Raw genomic sequence first — 20,551 nt, 5'->3', positions numbered from 1 at the left:
GGGCAAAATATGTGCATGAATGATAGAAAAAGGGACAGCTACAACTGGTAAGCTGCCCCTTTTGATTCAGTCATTTTTCTTGTGCTTCATGGTGAAAAACAGGAAAGTTACCCCTAATGATACCACCAAAATCAACAGCAACGGCCAAGACTCAAGCAACAATCCCGGTTCGCCCATCATGATCGTCGCCCGCAGTCCTTCCACGGAATACGTCATCGGCAGCAAGTTGTGCACGTATTGGAAAAAAACAGGGGTTAGTTCCACGGGGAAAGAACCTCCACTTCCTCCGAGCTGTACGATTAATAAAATAATCGCGATGAAGCGTCCGGGATTATCCAATATGGCAACGAGCATGAAAATCAGTGTCATAAAGGAAAGGCCGGAGAAGACCATGAAAAATGAAAACCAACCAGGGCTGGCGATATCCAGATCAAGCCCGAAGAAGGTGACTCCGATGAGAGCGATCGCTTGAAGTATGCCTACTGTCCAGATGACACCCAACTTACCGGAGAACCAACTCCATGCCGTTTCGTGTTTCGTCAACGGTTGGTAAAAAGGATAGATAATCGAGAGCGTCAAGCCTCCGACGAACAATCCCAACGATAAGAAATAAGGAGAGAGCCCTTCTCCGTACGTGTAATCCATTGTTTCACTTTCCGACACGGATTCAACGGGGGAAGTGAAAAGCGCTTGTTGCTCTTCGGTTAATTCATTTTCCAATAATGTTTCGGCCAATGTCTCCAGATTTTCGTGCAGTTCCCGGGAACCTTCATCGAGTTCTTCGAGGCCATCTTCAATCTCAATGCCTCCTTCGAATGCCTCTTGCATTTCCGATGACAATTCGTCTGCGCCTTCGTTCAGATCTTGCACCCCTTCATCTAGGGTTTGCACCGCTTGTTCCGCTTCATCGATCGTAGCGTCTGCCGATGAAAATACTTCATCTGCCCGGGAAAGGGATTCATCCAGATCTGCCAATGTAGATCTTGCTTGCGGAAACACGTCCAATAGCTCGATGTCTCCATCACCGATGCCCTCAGGTGCGGCAGCACGAACATTTTCCAACTCCTGACTTACGTCATTTATCCAATTGGAGACATCTTCCTGTCCATCTGAAATCGTATCTGCGGTTTCATTGAATGCGGCATCGATCGCTTCCAGTTGCTCTGAAAGCTCCGGCGTTGCCTCTTCCATATCATCATACGTCTCATTTAAAGTATTTACGGTTTCATCGACTTGTTGACATGGTTGAATATCATCAGCGTCAATCTCGTCTATTACTTCTGACAATGTATCCGCATAGCTTTGTAATGCTTCATCTTCCGGGTAGTGTTCAGCAATATAATCAGACAAGGCATGAGCTTCTTCATCGGCGTCATCAAAATCGCCAAGCCGCTCTTCCCATTCGTAACAGACGCCTGCAAGCGATTCTAAATCATTCAAGCTTTCATTTGCCCGGTTTTGCCATTGATCCAGGCGATCATTCATCTCGCGGATGTCATCGAGTGTACCTTGTGCGTCTTGCACGGGTTGATCAACGTCTTCAAGGCGATCGTCCAGTTGACTCAACGATTCTTCAGCGGATTGCAGGGAAGAACGTGCAGCCGACCAGTTTTCATCAAGGGAACGAAGGGATTGTTCCAGCTGGGCGGCATCGTCGCTTTCCAAATAAGCGCGGGCGTTTGTTACATCCGTTTGCATCTCGTGCAATGTATCTTCCAATTGATCGACTTCTTCACTGTTATGGAAAAGCTCCGCGAAAGCTTCGACTTCCGTTCGCAATTCTTGGGTGCCTTCAGCAGCTTCGTTCGCCCCTTCATGTAAGGAGTCGGCGCCCTCATGCAAGTCTGCTAAGCCGTCCGTGAGGGAGCCCATGTTTTCAAGCGCTGAATCGACACCGTCCGCAAGCGTTTCAGCTCCTTCCTCAAGTTCAACAGCCGCGTCTGTCAACTCGGTATATACATCATCGACAACTTCCACATAGGTTTCCGTTAATGTTTGGGACAGTTCCTCTTCAATCGTGTCCACTGCCTGCGTGCCCATTTGCGAGGCAGCAAAGTTAACGTCCTCATTGATATCATAATAAATCATTCCACTTGCAGGATCCTCGTCCTGTAATGAAGAAACATCTTCAGAAAAAGAAGAAGGGATTAACACGTATAAATAATAATCGAATGCATCGAAGCCTCGTTGCGCTTCATCGGCATCCGTCACGTTCCAATTGAAATCCTCGCTTTCCAGCAGCTCGTCTACGAATTCATCCCCGACGTTCATTTCTTCTCCGTCCAATTCAGCTCCTTCATCTTCATTTACAATAGCAACGGGAAGTTCTTCAAGCTGCCCGTACGGGTCCCAGAAAGCCGAAAGCAGAATACCTCCATACAAAACGGGAATCAATAGAATGCCGATGATCGATATGAGCATTTTTTTGTCTGCGAAAATTGCCTTCCATTCGGCAATAAAACCTTTCAATGTAAAACCTCCCTGATTCGGCCAAATGACCATAATAATAAGATGGTCATTTTTTATTCAAAAAAAACATCGCTCACGTGTATCATCGAACGACGATTCCTTTAAAAATGTGATTTTCAAAGACCTGAAATAATTCTTCCTCCGTCAACGGACGTTTTTTTGCTTCCCAATCAACAATGAACGCAATGTATAGTTTATAGATGGTGAAGGCTGTGATCTCCGTGTCCATCACTTGCAGACGACCTTTTTCCACCCCTTGCGCAACGGCTTGTTCCAAAGCGGTAATAATGAAATCCTCGACCTTTTGCATCGCGGACACCGCTTCTTTCGTGCCATGGACGTTGACTTCTTCGGCCAGATGCATCAGAAGTTGATGCTCTTTTCGATATTGCAACGTATCATATAAGGCACGGTGCAGTTTCAGTATGGATCGTTCATCGTTGTGTTTCACCCGTTCAAAAATGGTCCCGAGATCATGTAAAATGCCATCCATGACCGCTTCCAACATTTCTTCCTTATTTTTAAATTCGGTATAAATCGTGCCTTTGCCGATACCGGCGAGCTTGGCAACGTGGGCGACCGATGTGCCTTTATAGCCAAACAAGGAGAACGCCCGTTTTGCAGCTTCTAAAATCGTTGCGCGTTTGTTAGTGATCATTTTTTGGTCCCTCTTTTCGAGAAAATGACCAAATGAACAAATTGGTCATTATTATGATAACATGTGTGATTGATAAGTCAATGAAAAATAATAGGCACGAGCGAATTGTTCGCTCGTGCACAGATCTTAAGAGGGAAGTGGGGTTGTTTTTTTCATGTGAAAAAAATCAGGCTGTGCCCTGGAGAGGATGTAGACGACAACAAGCGTGATCAAAATTTCCGGCAATAAATAGGAAATATTGTAACCGATCGAATAGAGATAGACATTCATACCTTCCGGAGTGAAGCTCCCAAACCAAACGACACCGGAGACGATGTGAGATAACAATCGTAAAAACCCGGCGAACAACAAACCGAAAAGCGCCCAGGGCACGGACAATTTCCCCTCGCTATTTCGAAATGCAAACAATGCGGCAAGTCCGAGAACCGCGTATGGCACCGGATAATCCAACAACATCTGGATCGGATGAATGATTGAAGCGTTGTACATCAAATTCACGATCCCGACGAGCAATCCCGTGAGCACCCCAACTCGCCACCCGCGCCTAAAAGCCATAATGAAAATCGGCACCATGATAAGAGAAATCGAGCCGCCTTGCACCCAAGGCCCGGGAAACTTCACGAAGCTCAGAATAAACGCGAGTGCCGTCATTAAAGCGATTTCAACCATAACAAGCGTCCGTTGTTGCATAAAAAAATCCCCTTTCTGTTTGTCCACAGGGGGAAGCCAGGCGTCTACAAGCCTATTGGGCCCGTAAATCCATGCCTTCCACTTCCCTACGCCGGTATGAACCGGGTCAGGTTCCAAGAGTTAGGACGCGCGTCCCTCTCAGTCTTTCGACACCTCTAGTGGAAAAATATTTTAATGATCATTCTTTATTATACGCCTATTAGGAAAACTTGCAAGTAGGAGGAAAACGGCTGAAAAGTGATGGTGAGAAAACCTAATCATTTTGTTCTAAATGACGAATATTTTCCTGCACGAATGCTGTAAATGCCGTGATTTCCGTTTCAACAAGGGCTTCGGCAAGGATTCCCCTTCAAAATCTGTGATTTAGTGGGGGAGGAATTACCAATTGTTTGTGTGTTTGATAAACGTGAGTGCTTTTAGTGGAACTTGTTTGTAACTTTTATCTGGGTTTGTGAGATATTGGTCTTCGATGTTTTTGACAAAGGCCATGCTTGTACCATTGAAACCCGAGATCCATCCCACCTTTCCTTGAAACAGCACTTTGTCATTGAGATAAAATCCCTTTAAGTTATAGAAGCGTGGTCTAACTCCACCGTCTTTAGACGGTATAAGCTTTTAGCCTTGCCTTTGAATGTCCATACTTAAACCGAGGTGAGAGTATGGATGAATACAAAAGAAGTAGCCACGCGGTCTATGACATCAAATACCACATTATATGGGTTACAAAGTATAGATATCATGTGTTACGTGGCGACATTGCCCACCGAGTAAGGGAACTAATCAGACAAGGATGTGAAGCGAGAGGGATCACGATAGTACAAGGAAGTGTAGGGAAAGACCATATTCACTTATTATTGTCCTGTCCGCCGAGCATAGCACCGAGTAAGATATTGCAATATCTCAAAGGGAGATCATCAAGGTTAATCCAAGACGAATTCCCCGCCCTGAAGAAAAGATATTGGGGTCAGCACTTATGGGCGAGAGGATATTTTTGTGCAACAGTAGGAAATGTGACGGAAGAAATCATTAGAAATTATATCGAAAACCAGACCAGCGAGAAGAGGAACGATATATTCAGGATTGATGATTGAGTTCCAGTCAAAATCAGTATGCTTGAGCTTAAGGTCTTTCAGCAGACTTCAGTCTGAAATGCGACTTTCAGTCGCGGACAATTTATGTCCAAATCCACCTGCTAAAGCAGGTGGGTCGTTTAAGAACGGCTTATTCTTTATATTTCGCTGGCTGATTGTATTTTTACACTTTCTTCCTTTTCGTGCTGTTGCTTCATGTAAAGATCGTTTCTTTTTGCGAAACTGCTTGATCTTGAAGATGGAATAGGTGTCATAATCAATCTTATCTATCCCACTGATCGCTATCGCGTCGTTATAATGGGTTTTATCTAACCCTAATGCTTTACGTTTAGGTGTCGTAACGGAACCATAGGTGATATTTACATCCGAATATTTATCAAACACTCTCCTGCGAAACACATTCATGAACGTACCTTCTTTATAGCTAGGTAGCTTTTTGCCCTCCATCATCCACTCCCAAAGGATTTTCCCTTTTTTATGATTCTCATGCGTATGACAATCGGTACAAACAGTAATGAGATTATCCGCACGATCACTACCACCATGAGAACGATAGACAATATGATGGGTATTCAGTATCTTGCTTTGTTTCTTGCAAACTTGGCACGTATAGTTGTCTCTTGCAAACACAAAATACCGGACATCATAATAGCCATAGGTTTGTCCTTTTTGATAATCGATCCCTTGAATGTCAGGATTGATCATCTTGTGAGGATCAAATTTGCCAACTTCGATTGTTAATGTTGGATTCGGCACAAGGGAATAGAATTTATCGATCCATCTGAATGTGTTTTGAATCCGACTTTCGATACTCGGTGGTAGCCATCCGTCGGGGCGTTTTCGATTGTCAAAGCGTGGTTTTCGATAGCGTGTCTTACGATGACGCCTTGATTGTCTATACGCTCGTCTTGTATTCAACAAATTTTTCACGTCTTGGCGGGTTTCGATGTCACCTTTTGCAAGCACTTTATCCTCGCTAGTGATCGCAACGCCTGTATCCTTCGCGCCCAAATCAACGCCTATATTCACATTTTGCTTGTAGCCACTTGATCCATATAATAGCTGGATCGTAAAGGGTTCATAAGATACGATTTTAGCTTTCTTTTGTTTCAGTAATCGCCTTGCTTTTTGCGGTTTGCACGGCATTAGTGACTCGCCATGCTTGTTTTTTACGAACACTAACATGAAGTGTTCCTCCTTTCTAGGAGTGGTTTCCCTTCGCCAATGTTATCGACCCTTCGCGATGTGGTTGATGTCTCCTACCCCCTCAGAGATGTTTACAGAGCCACGAAAGAGCTACGGACTAGGGAATCATCCATAGGTTTCTTCATGGTCGATAACGTAGTCAGTTAAGACTTAGGCTAGTCAATAAAGGCTTTTCAAGCCCCTTCCAATTCTACGAATTGGTGGGAGTTATTGACAATAGGTTTTCCATTCCATGGATATCACCCGATTTTTAATTTAGAATACCGTTAATTTAAGTATACCAATTAAATCCGAATGTTGCTAACTAATGTGCAAGGGCGCTTCGGTTTTCTGTTCCCAAAGATACCAATGAATTAGCAATAATCGAGAAATCAAAAAATTCTTTACTGATCATTCTAGAAATGATAGGATAGGGTTTGTAAGGGAGGACAGAGCATGGCTCGAAGCAAAGAGTATGATGAGGATGCTGTCTTGCATAAAGCCATGAAACTTTTTTGGCATCAGGGCTATGAAAAAACATCCATGCAAGATTTGGTCACGCAGATGGGCATCCATCGCCGCAGCATCTACGACACGTTTGGCAGCAAACATGCGTTGTATATGAAAGCATTGAAACGCTACGTGGAGACAGTGGAAGCGAATATCAAGAAACAATTAACATCGATGGATTCAGCCATGCAAGGGATCAGGCGATTATTTGAGATGACGATCCATCGAAAAGAAACATTACCGAGCGGCTGCCTGACGGTCAATACTGCGATTGAGTTGGCCGAACATGACCAAGAAGCAATGGATATGGTAATGGACAGTTTCTCAAGTACAGAAAACATGCTATATGAGCTAGTGTTGCGCGGCCAAAAATCGGGGGAAATACCGGAACGTCATGATGCGAAAAAGTTAGCAAGGTTTCTCAATAACTCGTTTGTGGGGTTACGTGTGTTGGCGAAAACGCGCAAAGACACACAAAAAATGGAAGAGATCATTGAAATGACACTGATTGCCTTGGATTAAATTTTTTTGATCGATCTAGAATGAACATTCTCAAAAAACAGAAGGAGCGGATTGGAATGATCGTTTCTCAAGATGTGTTGGATTTGTACGGTGTGGAGGATAAGGAAGTTTTTGCCGAGGAAATGCGAACACGAGGGAAAGATTCCCTTGTTGGAGAACTAGAAATGGAGTATGTGGAACTCAGTTCCAACCGTCTGATTATGACGATGCCCGTAGGACCTAAAACAAGACAACCGGCCGGTATTCTCCACGGCGGGGCATCGGTTGCTTTGGCGGAAACAGCTGCGACGATGGCTACGGCTATGAATATCGATCCGCAAAAATTCAATCCGGTAGGAATGGAAATTAATGCAAACCATATTCGCAGTAAAACCGACGGCGTTGTTACGGCAACCGCTACGCCTTTTCACAAAGGACGCACGACCATGGTTTGGGATATTCAATTGACGGATGAAAATGAAAAGTTAATTTGTGTCTCACGTTGTACGATGGCGGTTGTTCCAAAAAAATAACAACAGAAAAGGGGTGAAACTGCGTTGCAAGTATATGAAAAGGAAAATGTGACTTGTGTAAAAATGGACGTTGTCCTCGGAGGGAAAAAGACAAATACCGTCTATTCCTTTTTGGTTGACGGTATGTTAGTCGACACTGGGCCACCGCGCATGGAGCCGGACCTTATTCCTTTTTATGAAGCACATGCGATTGATTTTGTCGTCCTGACCCATAGCCATGAAGACCATTCCGGAACAGCGCCGTGGCTTCAGCAAAACCATGGAGTGCCTATTTATGTTCATCCAAAGGGGGTTGATATATGCGCCCAAGACTCACCCTACCCGAAGTATCGTCAGATGACTTGGGGGAAACGGAAAGGGTTTCAGACGACGCCACTTGAAAGTGCGATCCGATCTCAAAACAGGGAATGGAAAGTCATTTACACGCCGGGGCATGCAGATGATCATGTCGCTTTTTTCGATGAAGAAAATAGAACGCTATTTGCTGGGGATTTATTTGTTGCTCCGAAACCGAAGGTCATTATGAGCAGCGAGTCCATCCCGCAGACGATGGATTCCATTCGAACATTGCTCGCTTATGATTTTGAATCGCTATTTTGTTGCCATGCCGGATATGTAGAAAACGGGAAAGAGATGCTAAAGCAAAAACTAGATCACCTTGAGAACCTTTCCCAAGAGGTGAAACACCTACATAAAGAAGGGCTTTCCGTTGAGGAGATTAGAGACAATTTTTATCCGAAAAAGTACCCGATTATAAGCGTCTCCGGGGGAGAATGGGACTCTTTGCACATTGTTTCTTCGATTCTGGAGAATGAATACTAAAACAAGCATGTTGTGCGCGTAAGTGCCCTCGAGCCAAATGAGCTCGGGGGGTTTTTCATGGAAAAGGATCGTTGATCAAATGGGTGTATGCTCGATTTCGGGTATCATGGACATCTCGTAATACGATGCAGGTGAGGCCTTCAGGTTCCATGACCGATTCATGACGCTCCAAACGAAGTCTCGAACGTCGTTTCGGTCTCCATGGACGCTTCATAGCGCCCGAAATCCCGGGTAAAAGCGATTTACAGGTGTCATGACTGCTTCATGACACCTGAATTTTAGACTTGATCGTCGTTATGGGCGCCATGAGCACATCATGGCGCCTTTATTAGTGTTTCGATCATCATTTCGGTCTTCATGGCCCCTTCGTGCCAATCATTTACCGCTCACCTCGCGCTCGTTTATACATACCATATTGGCAATGATCGCGAGGTGATGGGTGTGTTGGAAATTGGTCTTTTTTTACACTTTAAAAATGTTTAACTTTGTTAAAGGATTAAAGTATAAGATGAACTAAGGCTTCCACCATAAAGATTTGGTGGAAGCCAAGTTTTTCTAAACAATCGCGGTTTCCATGCCTGGATTGTTGATTCTCGCTGTAAAAAGAAAAACGGGAAGAAAAAATAACCCAGGCTGTTCTAAACAGATACGCGCTGTGCATACAGTAAAACAGAAACGGAATTAGGTTGATGTAATATTATTATGTTAACTTAATTGTCAAAAAGATGAAGAAGGAAAGACTCACTCTTTCCATTCTCCTTTATCGGCATTTTGTTTTACGAAATCGTACGGAAGACACCGCTTACTTTTCCGAGCACTTGGCAATTGTCAAGAATGATCGGTTCCAATGTTTGGTTTTCGGGCTGTAATCGGATGTGGTCCCCTTCATTATAAAAGCGTTTGACGGTTGCTTCTTGTTCGTCTGTCATCGCTACGATAATATCACCGTTATCTGCGGTCGGTTGTTGGCGTACAATCACTTGATCTCCATCAAGAATCCCCGCGTCAATCATACTGTCTCCTTCAATGGTGAGCATGAACACCTGGTCACTTCCGACAAAATCGTCGGGCAACGGCATATAGCTCTCTACATTTTCGACAGCTGTAATGGGAACGCCCGCGGTTACTTTACCGATCAAAGGAACATAAGCACTTGCCGGCTTGTCTGCTTCGGCTATTTCGTTTCCATCTTCATCGAGATGAAGAACTTCAATTGCCCTTGGTTTGGTCGGGTCTCTGCGGATATACCCCTTCTTTTCCAATCGAGCCAAATGGCCGTGCACGGTTGAGCTTGAGGCAAGGTTGACTGCTTCGCCGATTTCTCTTACAGAGGGTGGATATCCTTTCTTTTTCACGTTGTCTTTAATAAACTCAAGGATCGTTTCTTGTCGTTGCGAAAGCTTTTTCATTTTATTCACCTCGTTAATTTATATTTGTCTAAAGCTTACCATATAAAACAAACGTTTGCAAACATTAGTTCCTTGAAATGCTTGACACGAACGATCGTTCTGATACACTAATAATAGAACAATTGTTTCGGAGGTTTTCTTATGACGAATCAAAAAGTTGAAAAAGAACGCGGAAAAGGACAAGAACGTTTATTATTATTTTTATTCGCTCTTTCTATCATCATTATGACGATGGTTGCCGATCAATCGATTGGGACAAGTGCGCCGGAAGCGGAAGGAGATCCGCAAACAGTAACACTTGTGCCAACACCGATCGAACATACGGATTGGTAGAGAGAATAAAAGAATGGGGAAGAAAAAGAAAGAATATCAAGGACTATTAATATTCAGCCATTCATTTAGGTTATAATATGAACTGTTGCCTGTTGATTTCACGCGGGGATGAACGTTATAGTGACGATAAGCATCATTTATGATTCTATAAGGGGGAGCTTCATTGATATCCGATGAAAAGCTTGACCGTATTAATGAACTAGCCAAACGACAGAAAACGACGGGGTTGACTGCAGATGAGCAAGACGAACAAAAAGACTTGCGGGAAGAATATCTACAGAACTTCAGAACCTCTTTTAAACAGCAGATTCAAAATGTATCTGTCGTCGATGAGAACGGAAACGAAGTAACCCCGGAAAAATTACGTAATGCAAAAGGCAACCGCCGTTCTTATTAACGATAAAAAGCGGTGCATCGCTCGTCAAAGTGGTGCGCCGCTTTTTTCTTGTTTTAGTTTTAAAAACCATATATCATACCAATAGAGACAATTCACAAAAGAAAGGATGGAAACATTGACTTCAAACATAGAACAACGCGCCATTAATACGATACGGACATTGTCCATCGACAGTGTCAATCGAGCAAATGCAGGCCACCCGGGATTGCCCATGGGTGCGGCGCCGATGGCTTTTGCATTATGGTCGAGGCATCTCAAACATAACCCGGCAAAACCGGGATGGTGGGATCGGGACCGTTTTGTTTTATCCGCAGGCCACGGCTCCATGTTGCTGTACAGTATGCTCCATTTAAGCGGATACGACTTGAGCCTCGAGGAGTTGAAAAACTTCCGGCAAATGGGGAGCAAAACGCCCGGCCATCCCGAGTACGGACATACGGCAGGGGTAGATGCGACGACCGGCCCTCTCGGACAAGGCATTGCCATGTCGGTAGGGATGGCTATGGCAGAGGCCCATTTGGCCGCTACGTACAACCGTGAAGGGTATGAATTATTTAACCATTTTACGTATGTGATTTGCAGTGATGGGGATGTCATGGAAGGAGTCGCTTCGGAATCCGCTTCTTTAGCCGGCCACCAGCAATTGGGACGGTTGATTGTGCTTTACGATTCCAATGATATTTCGCTCGACGGCGATTTGAATCGCGCGTTTTCGGAGGATGTTTGCAAGCGATATGAAGCGTATGGTTGGCACACGATCTTTATCGAAGACGGTAATGATGTTGAGGCTATTGACCGCGCGATTAAAGAGGCGAAAGAAGATCCCCGTCCGAGTTTTATCGAAGTAAAAACCGTGATCGGTTTCGGTTCGCCAAACCGTGCAGGCACAAATGAAGCACATGGGAAGCCGCTTGGAGATGAAGAAGCCACGCTCGTAAAAGAAGCATACGAATGGGATCACGAACCGTTCCATATTCCCGATGATGTTCTCAGCTTTTTTGAAAAGAAACAAGACGAAGCCGTCGATGGGTATCAACAATGGATGAAAACATTTGAGGGGTACAGCAAGGCATTTCCGGAAAAAGCTGAAGAACTCAGGCGCGCGTTTGACCGTGATTGGCAAACGGATCAGCTCGAAGCGTTGCCGAGTTATGTTGCCGGAGAAGATACACTTGCCACCCGAAAAGCCTCAGGGGCAACGATTCAGGCGATTTCGTCTCAAGTGGACGGGCTGTTCGGTGGTTCTGCTGACCTCGCCTCTTCCAATAATACATTGATGGACGCGTATGAAGATTTTACGAAGGACAACCGTGAAGGCCGTAATGTCTGGTTTGGGGTGAGGGAATTTGCCACCGCGGCCGCTTTAAACGGCATTGCCCTTCACGGAGGGTTGCATGCGTATGGAGCAACCTTTCTCGTCTTTTCCGATTATATGCGACCGGCCATTCGCTTGTCGGCGTTAATGGGCGTGCCCGTTACGTATGTTTTTACTCATGACAGCATCGCGGTCGGAGAAGACGGGCCTACGCATGAACCGATTGAGCAGGTGCCATCCTTGCGCGCGGTGCCGAACCTTTCCGTCATCCGACCGGCGGATGGGAACGAAACTGTTGCAGCTTGGCGGCTTTCGCTGGAAGCGAAGGATCACCCGACTGCTTTGGTATTAACGCGGCAAGGGCTGCCGACAATGACGGATGCGGAGAGTACGTATGAAAACGTGAAAAAAGGCGCGTATATTTTGGCGGACGCCGACCGGCCGGCGGCGGCGATTGTCGCGACAGGATCGGAAGTTGCGCTCGCCATGGGCGTAAAGGAGAGACTTTCTGAACAAGGGATTGCCATTCGCGTCATCAGTATGCCGTGCCGGGATTTATTTGAAAAACAACCGGAAGCTTACCGGCAATCGGTCATCGACAACGCCATTCCGACGGTCACGTTGGAAGCGGCGGCTACGTTCGGATGGGAGCGTTATGCCGGAGCGAACGGCAAGGCGATCGGCATCGATCAATTCGGCGCTTCAGCCCCCGGCAACGTTGTTATGGAAGCCTTCGGATTTCACGAAGAAAATATCGCAAATGAAGTGAAAGCCTTAACAGAACAGTAAGCATCGCCCTGGGGAGGTGTCCTGGACAAACGTCAGGACACCTCTTTTGTATGCTTATCACCGGGATAAAAAATTTGTCGACCATTACCGGGTTTTATCAAACAAATATTGACATATTATTTTGTGGCCAGGCATTACAATAATGGGAAGACATAAAAGGAGGGCGAGCTTTTGCATCGATATGACATCTATCTTTTGAAGCCCGGAATCGCTCGGCAATTTATCCAATTGGAAAACAAACTCTTCCAACTTTTTAAAGAGTATGAGACAGTCCCCTCCCTTCACCATGAGGTTCAAAAACAAGTCGATTATATTTGTCAGCCGATTTCCATTCATCATTTGGGGGAATGGCTTTCTTCCGCGCAAATAACTCCCTTTCCACAGGGGAGGGACGATGGTCTCGTCTATTATTTGGAAGAGAGCGAAAGCGTAAAATTAATGCTCTCTGAAAGAAGAGTGCAAATTTGGAGCACCCTCCATATGGAGGATGAATGGCCATGGTTCGATCAATTGCAGGCGTATGACCCTTACTTTTTTGCTTGTGATGTCGAACGGGGAAGATACGGGTGGTTGAAACCGATCAAAATGCATACCCATCTTTTCGGTTAATTGAGAGGCAATCCCTTTTCATCGTTCGATCGATACGGTATAATGAATGATGTTTGCTTAAGCGAAACCTATCCGGTGCCGAACGATCGACGTAAGGAGGAGTAACCGCATGAGTACGATTTGGGTTGTTTTGATCGCGATGGCAGCCTTGCTCGTAGGTCTTGTGGGAGGGTTTTTCATTGCCCGGAAAACAATGGTCAATTATATGAAGAAAAACCCGCCTATCAATGAACAAATGCTACGTGTGATGATGATGCAAATGGGCCAAAATCCATCCCAAAAGAAGATCAATCAAATGATGAAAGCCATGCAAAAAGAACAGGGAAAAAAATAACCGAACGGAACACCTCTTTAGGATTTGGGGGTGTTTTTTGTTTTTAAGGTGGAACGTGCTATGCTGAATACAAGCGGGGTATCTATGAACTATGATCCAAAAAGAGTGGTTTGATATAATGGAAATCTATTGGGAAGAGCACCTCCCATCTGATTAAGAGGCGAAGTCAGGTTTTTCGTACCATATGGAGTCACTTTCCTTCCGTTTGTGGTATGAAATCGAGTTTATTGTACCATTTAGAGTCGTATTCCCTCCGTTTGTGGAACAAAATCGATTTAAATTGTCCCATTGGGGGCCCGTTCTCCTTCCGAAAGTGGTACGAAAACGGGTTTATAGTAGCAATGGGAGTCGTTCACCCTCTCGCTTTGGGGTATACGCCACTAGTGCAAGGTGGCTCAATTAGCCAATCACGGAGGAAGTTAGGGCGCCAACGCTTCTGACTCCCTAACGGACAATTTACCGCGTCATGGCGACCGTAATGGCCTGAATCGAAAGCGTTCGGGCGTCATAGCCGCTTCATGGTGACCGAAAAGGCTTGTATCAAAGATATTCGGTCGGCATGGCTGCCTCATGGCGCCCGAACGAGCGATTGGCTTTTGTTTTCGGTCGCCATGACCGTTTCATGAAAACCGGGAGTCCTGTTTCGAGGGAAGATATTCGGTCATTGACGAGAGTAATTGATCCCTTGACTAGGGCAGTGACCGTTTACCCTGGTTTGAAGTCCCAATCCAGACTTCCGATAGTCGGTGTGATCACTTATTTCAGCCTTTTTGCACTAGCTCCTGCTATACATCGGGCAGTCGTACAAGCCGGACGTGAATCAAAAAAGGCAGCCGGCGTATCATAAAAGCCGGTTTTGGCTCGCCCAGTCTCCAACGATTTGATCAGAGAAAGGGAAAAAATTGATCCTTCGACATGAAACAGGTATGATAGGTTGTACGGAGGAGGTGGGCAACATAACAGAGACAACATTCATCTTTATACTTACAACAATCGGCGCGGCGGTGATGGGGACGTTCGCCATCATTGTGCGTATGAAAGCTATAAAAAAACCGGCGACTGTGAAAAAAATCATTATCCCGCCACTCATGATGAGCACGGGTTTTTTGATGTTTTTATACGAACCTACGCACCTTCCCATTGAACGTATTGTTGCGCCACTAGTGGTCGGTGCCGCCGCTTCTTATTTGCTGATTCGCACGTCGCGCTTTGAAATACACAATGGCGATATCTATATGAAAAGATCCAAATTGTTTATTTTTTTATTGATGGGATTGCTCCTCGTGCGGGTGATCATCAAACTCATCATCGGGGAACAAATTATTCTCCCTCAACTGGCAGGCATGTTTTTCCTGCTTGCATACGGGATGATCCTGCCGTGGCGCATCGCGATGCTTTTTATGTTCAAAAAGAAACAACAAGAAATCAATGACCCGATCATGGACATGCCCATGAGAGAAAGAACGTGAAAAAACCGGGATTTCCCTTTTTTGGGTGGCCCGGTTTTTTCATTAGAATAGCTGTTCATATTGGCTGTAATCCATCTCTTTTTCATCCAGTTTTTTTCGCAAAAATTTATGGTCACGTTTCGGGGTTGCCAAAATATAACCGCGGATAATCAAGTCTTCGTTCATTTGTTTTGCGTGTTCATTTAACGCAAGCTCTCCGATCTTTCCCGCGATTTTTTCACGGGCAATGTCCCTGAACAATTCAGGAACGGGCGAGACGAGTTCTTCCAGTAAATCGCTTTGCTCGCGTGTCCAAAGATGGCGGGTTTTTTCAAGGTAGTAGTCTTGCCAATCGAGGATGGAGTGCCCATCTTCTTTCGGAAGACGCTTTAGGAATTTCCGAAACATAAAAAAACCGCCGATAAACATGAACACAATCATGAACACAGACCAAAGGACAATCAACCACATAAAAATATCTGAACCCACGTTGCTCACCACCACCACGTCCTAAATCTCTTACGAATAGTTTAGCACATCTCGCTCCTTTTTTTATACTGTTAGTTTTGCTTCGACATTTTTAACAGATTGTTATATGATAGAGACAGAGGAGGGGTATACATGGGAGAAACCAAAGACATGTATCAGGCGAAGAAAACGCTGAATGTAGGAAATGAAACCTACTATTATTATGACCTCGCCGCTTTGGAAAAAGCGGGTATCGGCGACATTAACAAGTTGCCTTATTCAATTAAAGTATTATTGGAATCGTTACTGAGACAACAAGACGGCAAAGTGATTGCTTCGGAGCACGTGGAAAGCCTTGCCAACTGGGGAACAAAGGATGGCGGAACCGAAGATGTGCCGTTTAAACCATCCCGCGTTATTCTACAGGATTTCACAGGAGTTCCCGCGGTTGTGGACCTTGCTTCGCTTCGAAAAGCGATGGAGGACGTTGGCGGCGACCCGTCTTCGATCGATCCGGCGATACCGGCAGATCTCGTCGTCGACCACTCCGTGCAAGTGGATCAGTTCGGGACAAGCGATTCACTGATGCGGAATATGAACCTCGAATTTGAGCGGAATGAAGAACGTTACAAGCTTTTGAGCTGGGCAACGCAAGCGTTTGACAATTACAGCGCTGTACCGCCGGCAACCGGCATCGTTCACCAAGTGAACTTGGAATACTTGGCGAATGTTGTGCATGCAAAAGAAAATGATCAAGGGGAGAAGATTGCCTATCCGGATACGCTCGTCGGCACGGACTCCCATACGACAATGATTAACGGCCTCGGTGTCCTTGGCTGGGGTGTTGGCGGAATCGAAGCGGAAGCAGGCATGTTGGAACAACCGTCTTACTTCCCGGCGCCCGAAGTGGTCGGCGTGAAGCTTGAAGGCAGCCTTCCGGATGGCGCGACCGCAACGGATTTGGCCCTGAAAGTCACTCAGCTGTTGCGTTCGAAAAACGTCGTCGGCAAGTTCGTCGAATTTTTTGGTCCCGGGTTGAAGACCATGTCCCTCGCTGACCGTGCCACGATCTCCAACATGGCACCGGAATACGGCGCAACGTGCGGATTTTTCCCGGTTGATGAGGAAGCTTTGAACTACATGCGTCTGACCGGACGAAGCGAAGAGCAAATTGCGCTCGTGAGAGCTTATTGCCAGGCGAATGGACTGTTTTACAGCGAGGATGCCATTGAGCCGAACTATTCGGAAGTTGTTCCTTTGAATTTGGACAGCATTGAACCGGCATTGGCCGGTCCGAAACGGCCGCAGGATTTGATTGAACTTAATGATATGCAGCAATCGTTCAAAGAAGCCGTCACCGGTCCGGAAGGCAATCAAGGTTTTGGACTTGACGCGGCTGAATTGGACAAAGAAGTGGAAGTTACGCATCCGAATGGCGAAACGTCCACGATTCCGACCGGAGCCGTAACAATCGCGGCGATCACGAGCTGTACGAACACGTCCAATCCTTCCGTCATGATCGGTGCAGGATTAATGGCCAAAAAAGCGGTTGAGAAAGGACTGGATGTTCCGGCATATGTGAAAACATCCCTCGCTCCCGGATCGAAAGTTGTCACCCGCTATCTTGAAGACTCAGGGTTAATGCCGTTTTTGGACGAACTCGGTTTCAACCTCGTCGGATATGGGTGTACGACGTGCATCGGCAATACCGGACCGCTGCCGGATGAAGTGGAGCAAGCGATCGCGGACAATGATTTGCTCGTTTCCTCGGTGCTGAGCGGTAACCGTAACTTTGAAGGCAGAATTCACCCGCTCGTGCGTGCGAATTACTTGGCTTCCCCGCCGCTCGTCGTTGCCTATGCGCTCGCGGGAACCGTTAATGTCGATCTTCGCAAAGATTCGTTCGGGAAAGACAAAGACGGAAATGACGTCTTTTTCAAAGACTTATGGCCAAGCACGTCTGAAGTGCAAACGTTCATTCAGGAGAACGTTTCCCCTGAACTCTTTAAAGAGGAGTACAGCAGTGTATTTGACAATAATGAACGCTGGAACGCGTTACAATCATCGGATGATGCTACCCTGTATGATTGGGATGAGGCGTCCACCTACATCCAGAATCCTCCGTTCTTTGAAAATATGTCCAAAGATCCGCAGGCGATTGAAACGTTAAGCGGCATGCGGGCCATTGGCAAGTTCGGCGATTCGGTAACAACCGACCATATTTCTCCGGCAGGTTCGATTGCAAAAGACAGCCCGGCAGGACAGTATTTGCAATCAAAAGGATTAAAGCCGGCGCAGTTTAACTCTTACGGCTCCCGTCGTGGAAATCATGAAGTGATGATGCGGGGAACGTTCGCGAACATTCGCATTCGCAACAAGTTAGCACCCGGAACAGAAGGCGGCTTTACGACGCACTGGCCGAGCGGTGAAGTTATGCCCATCTATGATGCGGCGATGGAATATAAAAAAGATAACACCGGACTCGTCGTGCTTGCAGGTGACGATTACGGGATGGGAAGTTCCCGTGACTGGGCAGCCAAAGGAACGACGCTTCTGGGCATTCAAACGGTCATCGCTAAAAGCTTTGAACGGATTCACCGTAGCAACCTTGCGCTTATGGGCGTTTTGCCCCTTCAATTTAAAGAGGGCGAAGGCGCCGACGAGTTAGGTTTAACAGGTGAAGAAACGTTCCGGGTAGACATCGACGAAAATGTCAACCCGCGGCAACTCGTCACCGTTACAGCAGAAGACAACGATGGAAACATAAAAACATTCGAAGCCGTCGTTCGCTTCGACAGCGACGTGGAAGTTGACTATTATCGTCACGGCGGAATCTTGCCAATGGTTCTTCGCGATAAACTGGCGGCAGAAACAAAAGCATAAACGCAAAAAAACCTAGCCAAAGCGGCTAGGTTTTTTCGTTTGAGTGGAGATGGACGGGTACACTAGATGCATGGCACCTCAAAATGCGAAATTTTGCCTTTTTAAGGTGTCATATGATCGTTTATGGAACCTCAGATTGGTTGATTTTACATTTTTGAGGTGCCATGAGTGCCATGAGCCAACCAAGATCACCTATCGATGGTTCTCAAATTAAAATTTCACGTACCGTAATTATACAATGAATATTTCCATGCAATCTGCAAAAGATGAAAGGTGACATCATCAGGTGGGATGGGATAAGAATGGAAAATATTACAGACGTATGGACAGGGGCGCAAGATTTACCGTTTTATGGTTTTATCGTTCGCGCGCTGTTTGTTTATATATACATATTTTTGATGGTGAAGGTGATCGGGCAACGTTCGATGGCCAATATTGACCCGTTGGACTTTATTTTCGGTGTGGTGATTGGGGATATTTTAGGAGAATCAATTTCTAGCGGTGATGAAGATCTAACCGGTCCTTTTGCCGGAGCTGCCATGATTGCTTTTTTGCATTGGCTTCTTTCATATGCCGGGCTTAAATTTCCCCGTTTCAGAAGAGTGATTGAAGATGAACCGTTCATTATTATTGAAAAAGGGCAGATCCTTGACCATATGCTCAAAAAGTGCAGCATCACCATGGAACAATTATTAATGGAACTCAGGTTGAATGATGCTGCTGATTTGAAGGAAATTGATTACGCGGTGTTGGAACCGAACGGCCAAATTAGCGTGATTAAAAGAAGTCCGTTTCATGCGGCAACTGCGAAAGACGTGGGATTGAGCCCGCAAAACAAAGGATATCCAAAAGTCATTATTAGCGATGGAAGAGTGATTACGCATAACATGAAGAAAATCATGACCCGACAAGAGCTCGAAAACGGGTTGATTGACCATGGCTATAATGCCGTCGAGGATGTTTTCCTGATGACGGTGAATGAGGCTGGTGAATGGTATGTGACCCCTCGGTTACGCGTATAAAAATGTAAAAATTCACCGATAATAGAAGAAAAAAAGGAGGCGTTCCTATGCGAAGAGTCAAAAATGTTCGCTTTATCGATTTGTTAAGGGACAATCGCGAAGCGATTCTTAATGATCGGGAAGCGATGAATCGAATTGAAGAACGCTTGGATGCCAAAAGAAAATAATCCGTATGTGACCATCGGCTGTCGTTATCTTGTTACAAGGTGAGGCGGCCATTTTTATTTTTTAAGACCCCTTTTTCTTGATTGAACGGCAATTGTTTATTATTCTAAAGAGAAAGCGGTTCTGTAACTCAAGCTTAATAAACGAATGGAAAGTAGGCGTATATGCTTGAAAATAGCGTCCACCCACATACAAGTTCGGTATGCGGAAACAGATCAAATGGGGATTGTACACCATTCCCAGTATTTAATATGGTGCGAGATAGGCCGAACCGAACTTATCAACGATTTGGGTTTTTCCTATGCAAAACTGGAAGAGAGCGGTGTACTTGCTCCGGTAACAGAAGCAAACTTGTCTTATAAAACAGCGGTACGATATGGGGAAACCGTCCGTGTAGAGACATGGATTGAGGATTACGATGGAATACGGGCGGTGTACGGTTACGCCATTTATAATGAAGATAACGAATTATGCGTAAGTGGGACGACGACCCATGTGATCGTCGACCGTGAGCGTTTTCGCCCCCGTTCCATGAAAAAACACTTGCCGGAATGGCACGACGTATATGAACGTGAAAAGAAACAAAAAAAAGAAAGTGAATAATGCTGCTATGGCCTTTGGGATTGATAAACACGAACTAAAAAAATGGAAAGCGCGAGCGAAGGCAGGTGAAATTTCTGTTATTACCCATTATTGGGTGGATGACCGGTTTCCCGACTGTGATTCTGTGACGAAAGTAGCCTGTGGGGATTACCCGAAACTGGTACAATGGGGAAAAGCATACGGGTTGAAGGAAAAATGGATTCATGAGCGAGGGGAATTGTCCCATTTTGACCTCTTCGGAAATCACCAAAGACGTGTGCTGTTGGCAGAAGGATTATATGACCAATGGAAAAGATTTAGAAATGATGCTGAATAGG

21 protein-coding genes and 1 riboswitch are annotated in these 20,551 nt (G+C 45.6%); of the genes, 15 read left to right on the top strand and 6 right to left on the bottom strand.

Annotated features, from left to right (window positions below; translation table 11 throughout):
• Positions 1-66 precede the first annotated feature (66 nt).
• The 3 genes from HUG15_RS12200 to thiT all read right to left on the bottom strand — a co-directional run bounded on the left by HUG15_RS12200 (position 67) and on the right by thiT (position 3,817).
• A complete protein-coding gene (locus tag HUG15_RS12200) occupies positions 67-2,469 on the bottom strand; it encodes a YhgE/Pip domain-containing protein (RefSeq protein ID WP_200123372.1) in 2,403 nt (800 codons plus the stop codon).
• Positions 2,470-2,551: 82 nt separating this feature from the next.
• A complete protein-coding gene (locus tag HUG15_RS12195) occupies positions 2,552-3,127 on the bottom strand; it encodes a TetR/AcrR family transcriptional regulator (RefSeq protein ID WP_200123371.1) in 576 nt (191 codons plus the stop codon).
• A 126-nt stretch (positions 3,128-3,253) separates the two neighbouring features.
• Entirely contained in the window at positions 3,254-3,817 is a 564-nt protein-coding gene (thiT, locus tag HUG15_RS12190) for an energy-coupled thiamine transporter ThiT (RefSeq protein WP_200123370.1), read from the bottom strand.
• 66 nt (positions 3,818-3,883) lie between these two features.
• Positions 3,884-3,984, bottom strand: a riboswitch (TPP riboswitch).
• A gap of 492 nt (positions 3,985-4,476) precedes the next feature.
• On the opposite strand from thiT, the gene tnpA reads away from it, so the two are divergent.
• On the top strand, positions 4,477-4,908 hold the full coding sequence (tnpA, locus tag HUG15_RS12185; RefSeq protein WP_200123369.1) for an IS200/IS605 family transposase: 432 nt from the start codon (positions 4,477-4,479) through the stop codon (positions 4,906-4,908).
• Between the two features lie 48 nt (positions 4,909-4,956).
• Here the strand turns inward: tnpA and iscB are convergent, their stop codons facing one another.
• The gene (gene iscB, locus HUG15_RS12180) at positions 4,957-6,093 is read right to left on the bottom strand and encodes an RNA-guided endonuclease IscB (protein WP_200123368.1); all 1,137 of its coding nucleotides are present in this window, start codon (positions 6,091-6,093) and stop codon (positions 4,957-4,959) included.
• Positions 6,094-6,549: 456 nt separating this feature from the next.
• Between iscB and HUG15_RS12175 the strand changes: the two genes are divergently transcribed.
• From HUG15_RS12175 to HUG15_RS12165, 3 genes are all read left to right on the top strand, one after another.
• Positions 6,550-7,125 carry a TetR/AcrR family transcriptional regulator gene (locus HUG15_RS12175; protein ID WP_200123367.1) on the top strand — a complete coding sequence of 192 codons (576 nt, stop codon included), beginning with the start codon at positions 6,550-6,552 and terminating at the stop codon, positions 7,123-7,125.
• Between the two features lie 122 nt (positions 7,126-7,247).
• A complete protein-coding gene (locus HUG15_RS12170) occupies positions 7,248-7,637 on the top strand; it encodes a hotdog fold thioesterase (RefSeq protein ID WP_200128963.1) in 390 nt (129 codons plus the stop codon).
• A 24-nt stretch (positions 7,638-7,661) separates the two neighbouring features.
• A complete protein-coding gene (locus HUG15_RS12165) occupies positions 7,662-8,459 on the top strand; it encodes an MBL fold metallo-hydrolase (protein ID WP_343073109.1) in 798 nt (265 codons plus the stop codon).
• A gap of 776 nt (positions 8,460-9,235) precedes the next feature.
• Here HUG15_RS12165 and lexA read toward each other — a convergent pair.
• The gene (gene lexA / locus HUG15_RS12160) at positions 9,236-9,868 is read right to left on the bottom strand and encodes a transcriptional repressor LexA (protein ID WP_200123366.1); all 633 of its coding nucleotides are present in this window, start codon (positions 9,866-9,868) and stop codon (positions 9,236-9,238) included.
• A gap of 141 nt (positions 9,869-10,009) precedes the next feature.
• On the opposite strand from lexA, the gene HUG15_RS12155 reads away from it, so the two are divergent.
• The 6 genes from HUG15_RS12155 to HUG15_RS12125 all read left to right on the top strand — a co-directional run bounded on the left by HUG15_RS12155 (position 10,010) and on the right by HUG15_RS12125 (position 15,114).
• Positions 10,010-10,201, top strand: coding sequence for a hypothetical protein (locus HUG15_RS12155; protein WP_200123365.1), 192 nt, complete (start codon positions 10,010-10,012; stop codon positions 10,199-10,201).
• Between the two features lie 163 nt (positions 10,202-10,364).
• Positions 10,365-10,598 (top strand): DUF896 domain-containing protein, encoded by a 234-nt coding sequence (locus HUG15_RS12150; protein ID WP_200123364.1) that lies wholly within the window; start codon positions 10,365-10,367, stop codon positions 10,596-10,598.
• Between the two features lie 115 nt (positions 10,599-10,713).
• Positions 10,714-12,702: a transketolase gene (tkt, locus tag HUG15_RS12145; protein WP_200123363.1), complete on the top strand. Its 1,989-nt coding sequence runs from the start codon at positions 10,714-10,716 to the stop codon at positions 12,700-12,702.
• Positions 12,703-12,873: 171 nt separating this feature from the next.
• A complete protein-coding gene (gene sirA / locus HUG15_RS12140) occupies positions 12,874-13,311 on the top strand; it encodes a sporulation inhibitor of replication protein SirA (RefSeq protein ID WP_200123362.1) in 438 nt (145 codons plus the stop codon).
• Between the two features lie 109 nt (positions 13,312-13,420).
• A complete protein-coding gene (locus tag HUG15_RS12135) occupies positions 13,421-13,645 on the top strand; it encodes a YneF family protein (RefSeq protein ID WP_142086948.1) in 225 nt (74 codons plus the stop codon).
• A 947-nt stretch (positions 13,646-14,592) separates the two neighbouring features.
• The gene (locus tag HUG15_RS12125) at positions 14,593-15,114 is read left to right on the top strand and encodes a CcdC family protein (RefSeq protein ID WP_246516324.1); all 522 of its coding nucleotides are present in this window, start codon (positions 14,593-14,595) and stop codon (positions 15,112-15,114) included.
• A 42-nt stretch (positions 15,115-15,156) separates the two neighbouring features.
• Here the strand turns inward: HUG15_RS12125 and HUG15_RS12120 are convergent, their stop codons facing one another.
• Positions 15,157-15,564: a DUF2621 family protein gene (locus HUG15_RS12120; protein ID WP_200128961.1), complete on the bottom strand. Its 408-nt coding sequence runs from the start codon at positions 15,562-15,564 to the stop codon at positions 15,157-15,159.
• A gap of 150 nt (positions 15,565-15,714) precedes the next feature.
• Between HUG15_RS12120 and acnA the strand changes: the two genes are divergently transcribed.
• The 5 genes from acnA (at position 15,715) to HUG15_RS12095 (ending at position 20,550) form a co-directional block, all read left to right on the top strand.
• Positions 15,715-18,444: an aconitate hydratase AcnA gene (gene acnA / locus HUG15_RS12115; protein WP_200123359.1), complete on the top strand. Its 2,730-nt coding sequence runs from the start codon at positions 15,715-15,717 to the stop codon at positions 18,442-18,444.
• Positions 18,445-18,755: 311 nt separating this feature from the next.
• On the top strand, positions 18,756-19,466 hold the full coding sequence (locus HUG15_RS12110) for a DUF421 domain-containing protein (protein ID WP_200128960.1): 711 nt from the start codon (positions 18,756-18,758) through the stop codon (positions 19,464-19,466).
• A gap of 47 nt (positions 19,467-19,513) precedes the next feature.
• Positions 19,514-19,633, top strand: a complete 120-nt coding sequence (locus HUG15_RS12105; RefSeq protein WP_200123358.1) for an FbpB family small basic protein — start codon at positions 19,514-19,516, stop codon at positions 19,631-19,633.
• A 166-nt stretch (positions 19,634-19,799) separates the two neighbouring features.
• Positions 19,800-20,234 (top strand): acyl-CoA thioesterase, encoded by a 435-nt coding sequence (locus tag HUG15_RS12100; RefSeq protein ID WP_200128959.1) that lies wholly within the window; start codon positions 19,800-19,802, stop codon positions 20,232-20,234.
• A complete protein-coding gene (locus tag HUG15_RS12095) occupies positions 20,203-20,550 on the top strand; it encodes a hypothetical protein (protein WP_425504003.1) in 348 nt (115 codons plus the stop codon). The genes HUG15_RS12100 and HUG15_RS12095 overlap by 32 nt, the downstream gene beginning before the upstream one ends.
• The last annotated feature ends 1 nt before the right edge of the window (position 20,551 follow it).

This window comes from Salicibibacter cibarius (assembly GCF_016495725.1).
Lineage (GTDB): Bacteria > Bacillota > Bacilli > Bacillales > Marinococcaceae > Salicibibacter > Salicibibacter cibarius.
This window is presented reverse-complemented; position numbering and strand designations above follow the sequence as displayed.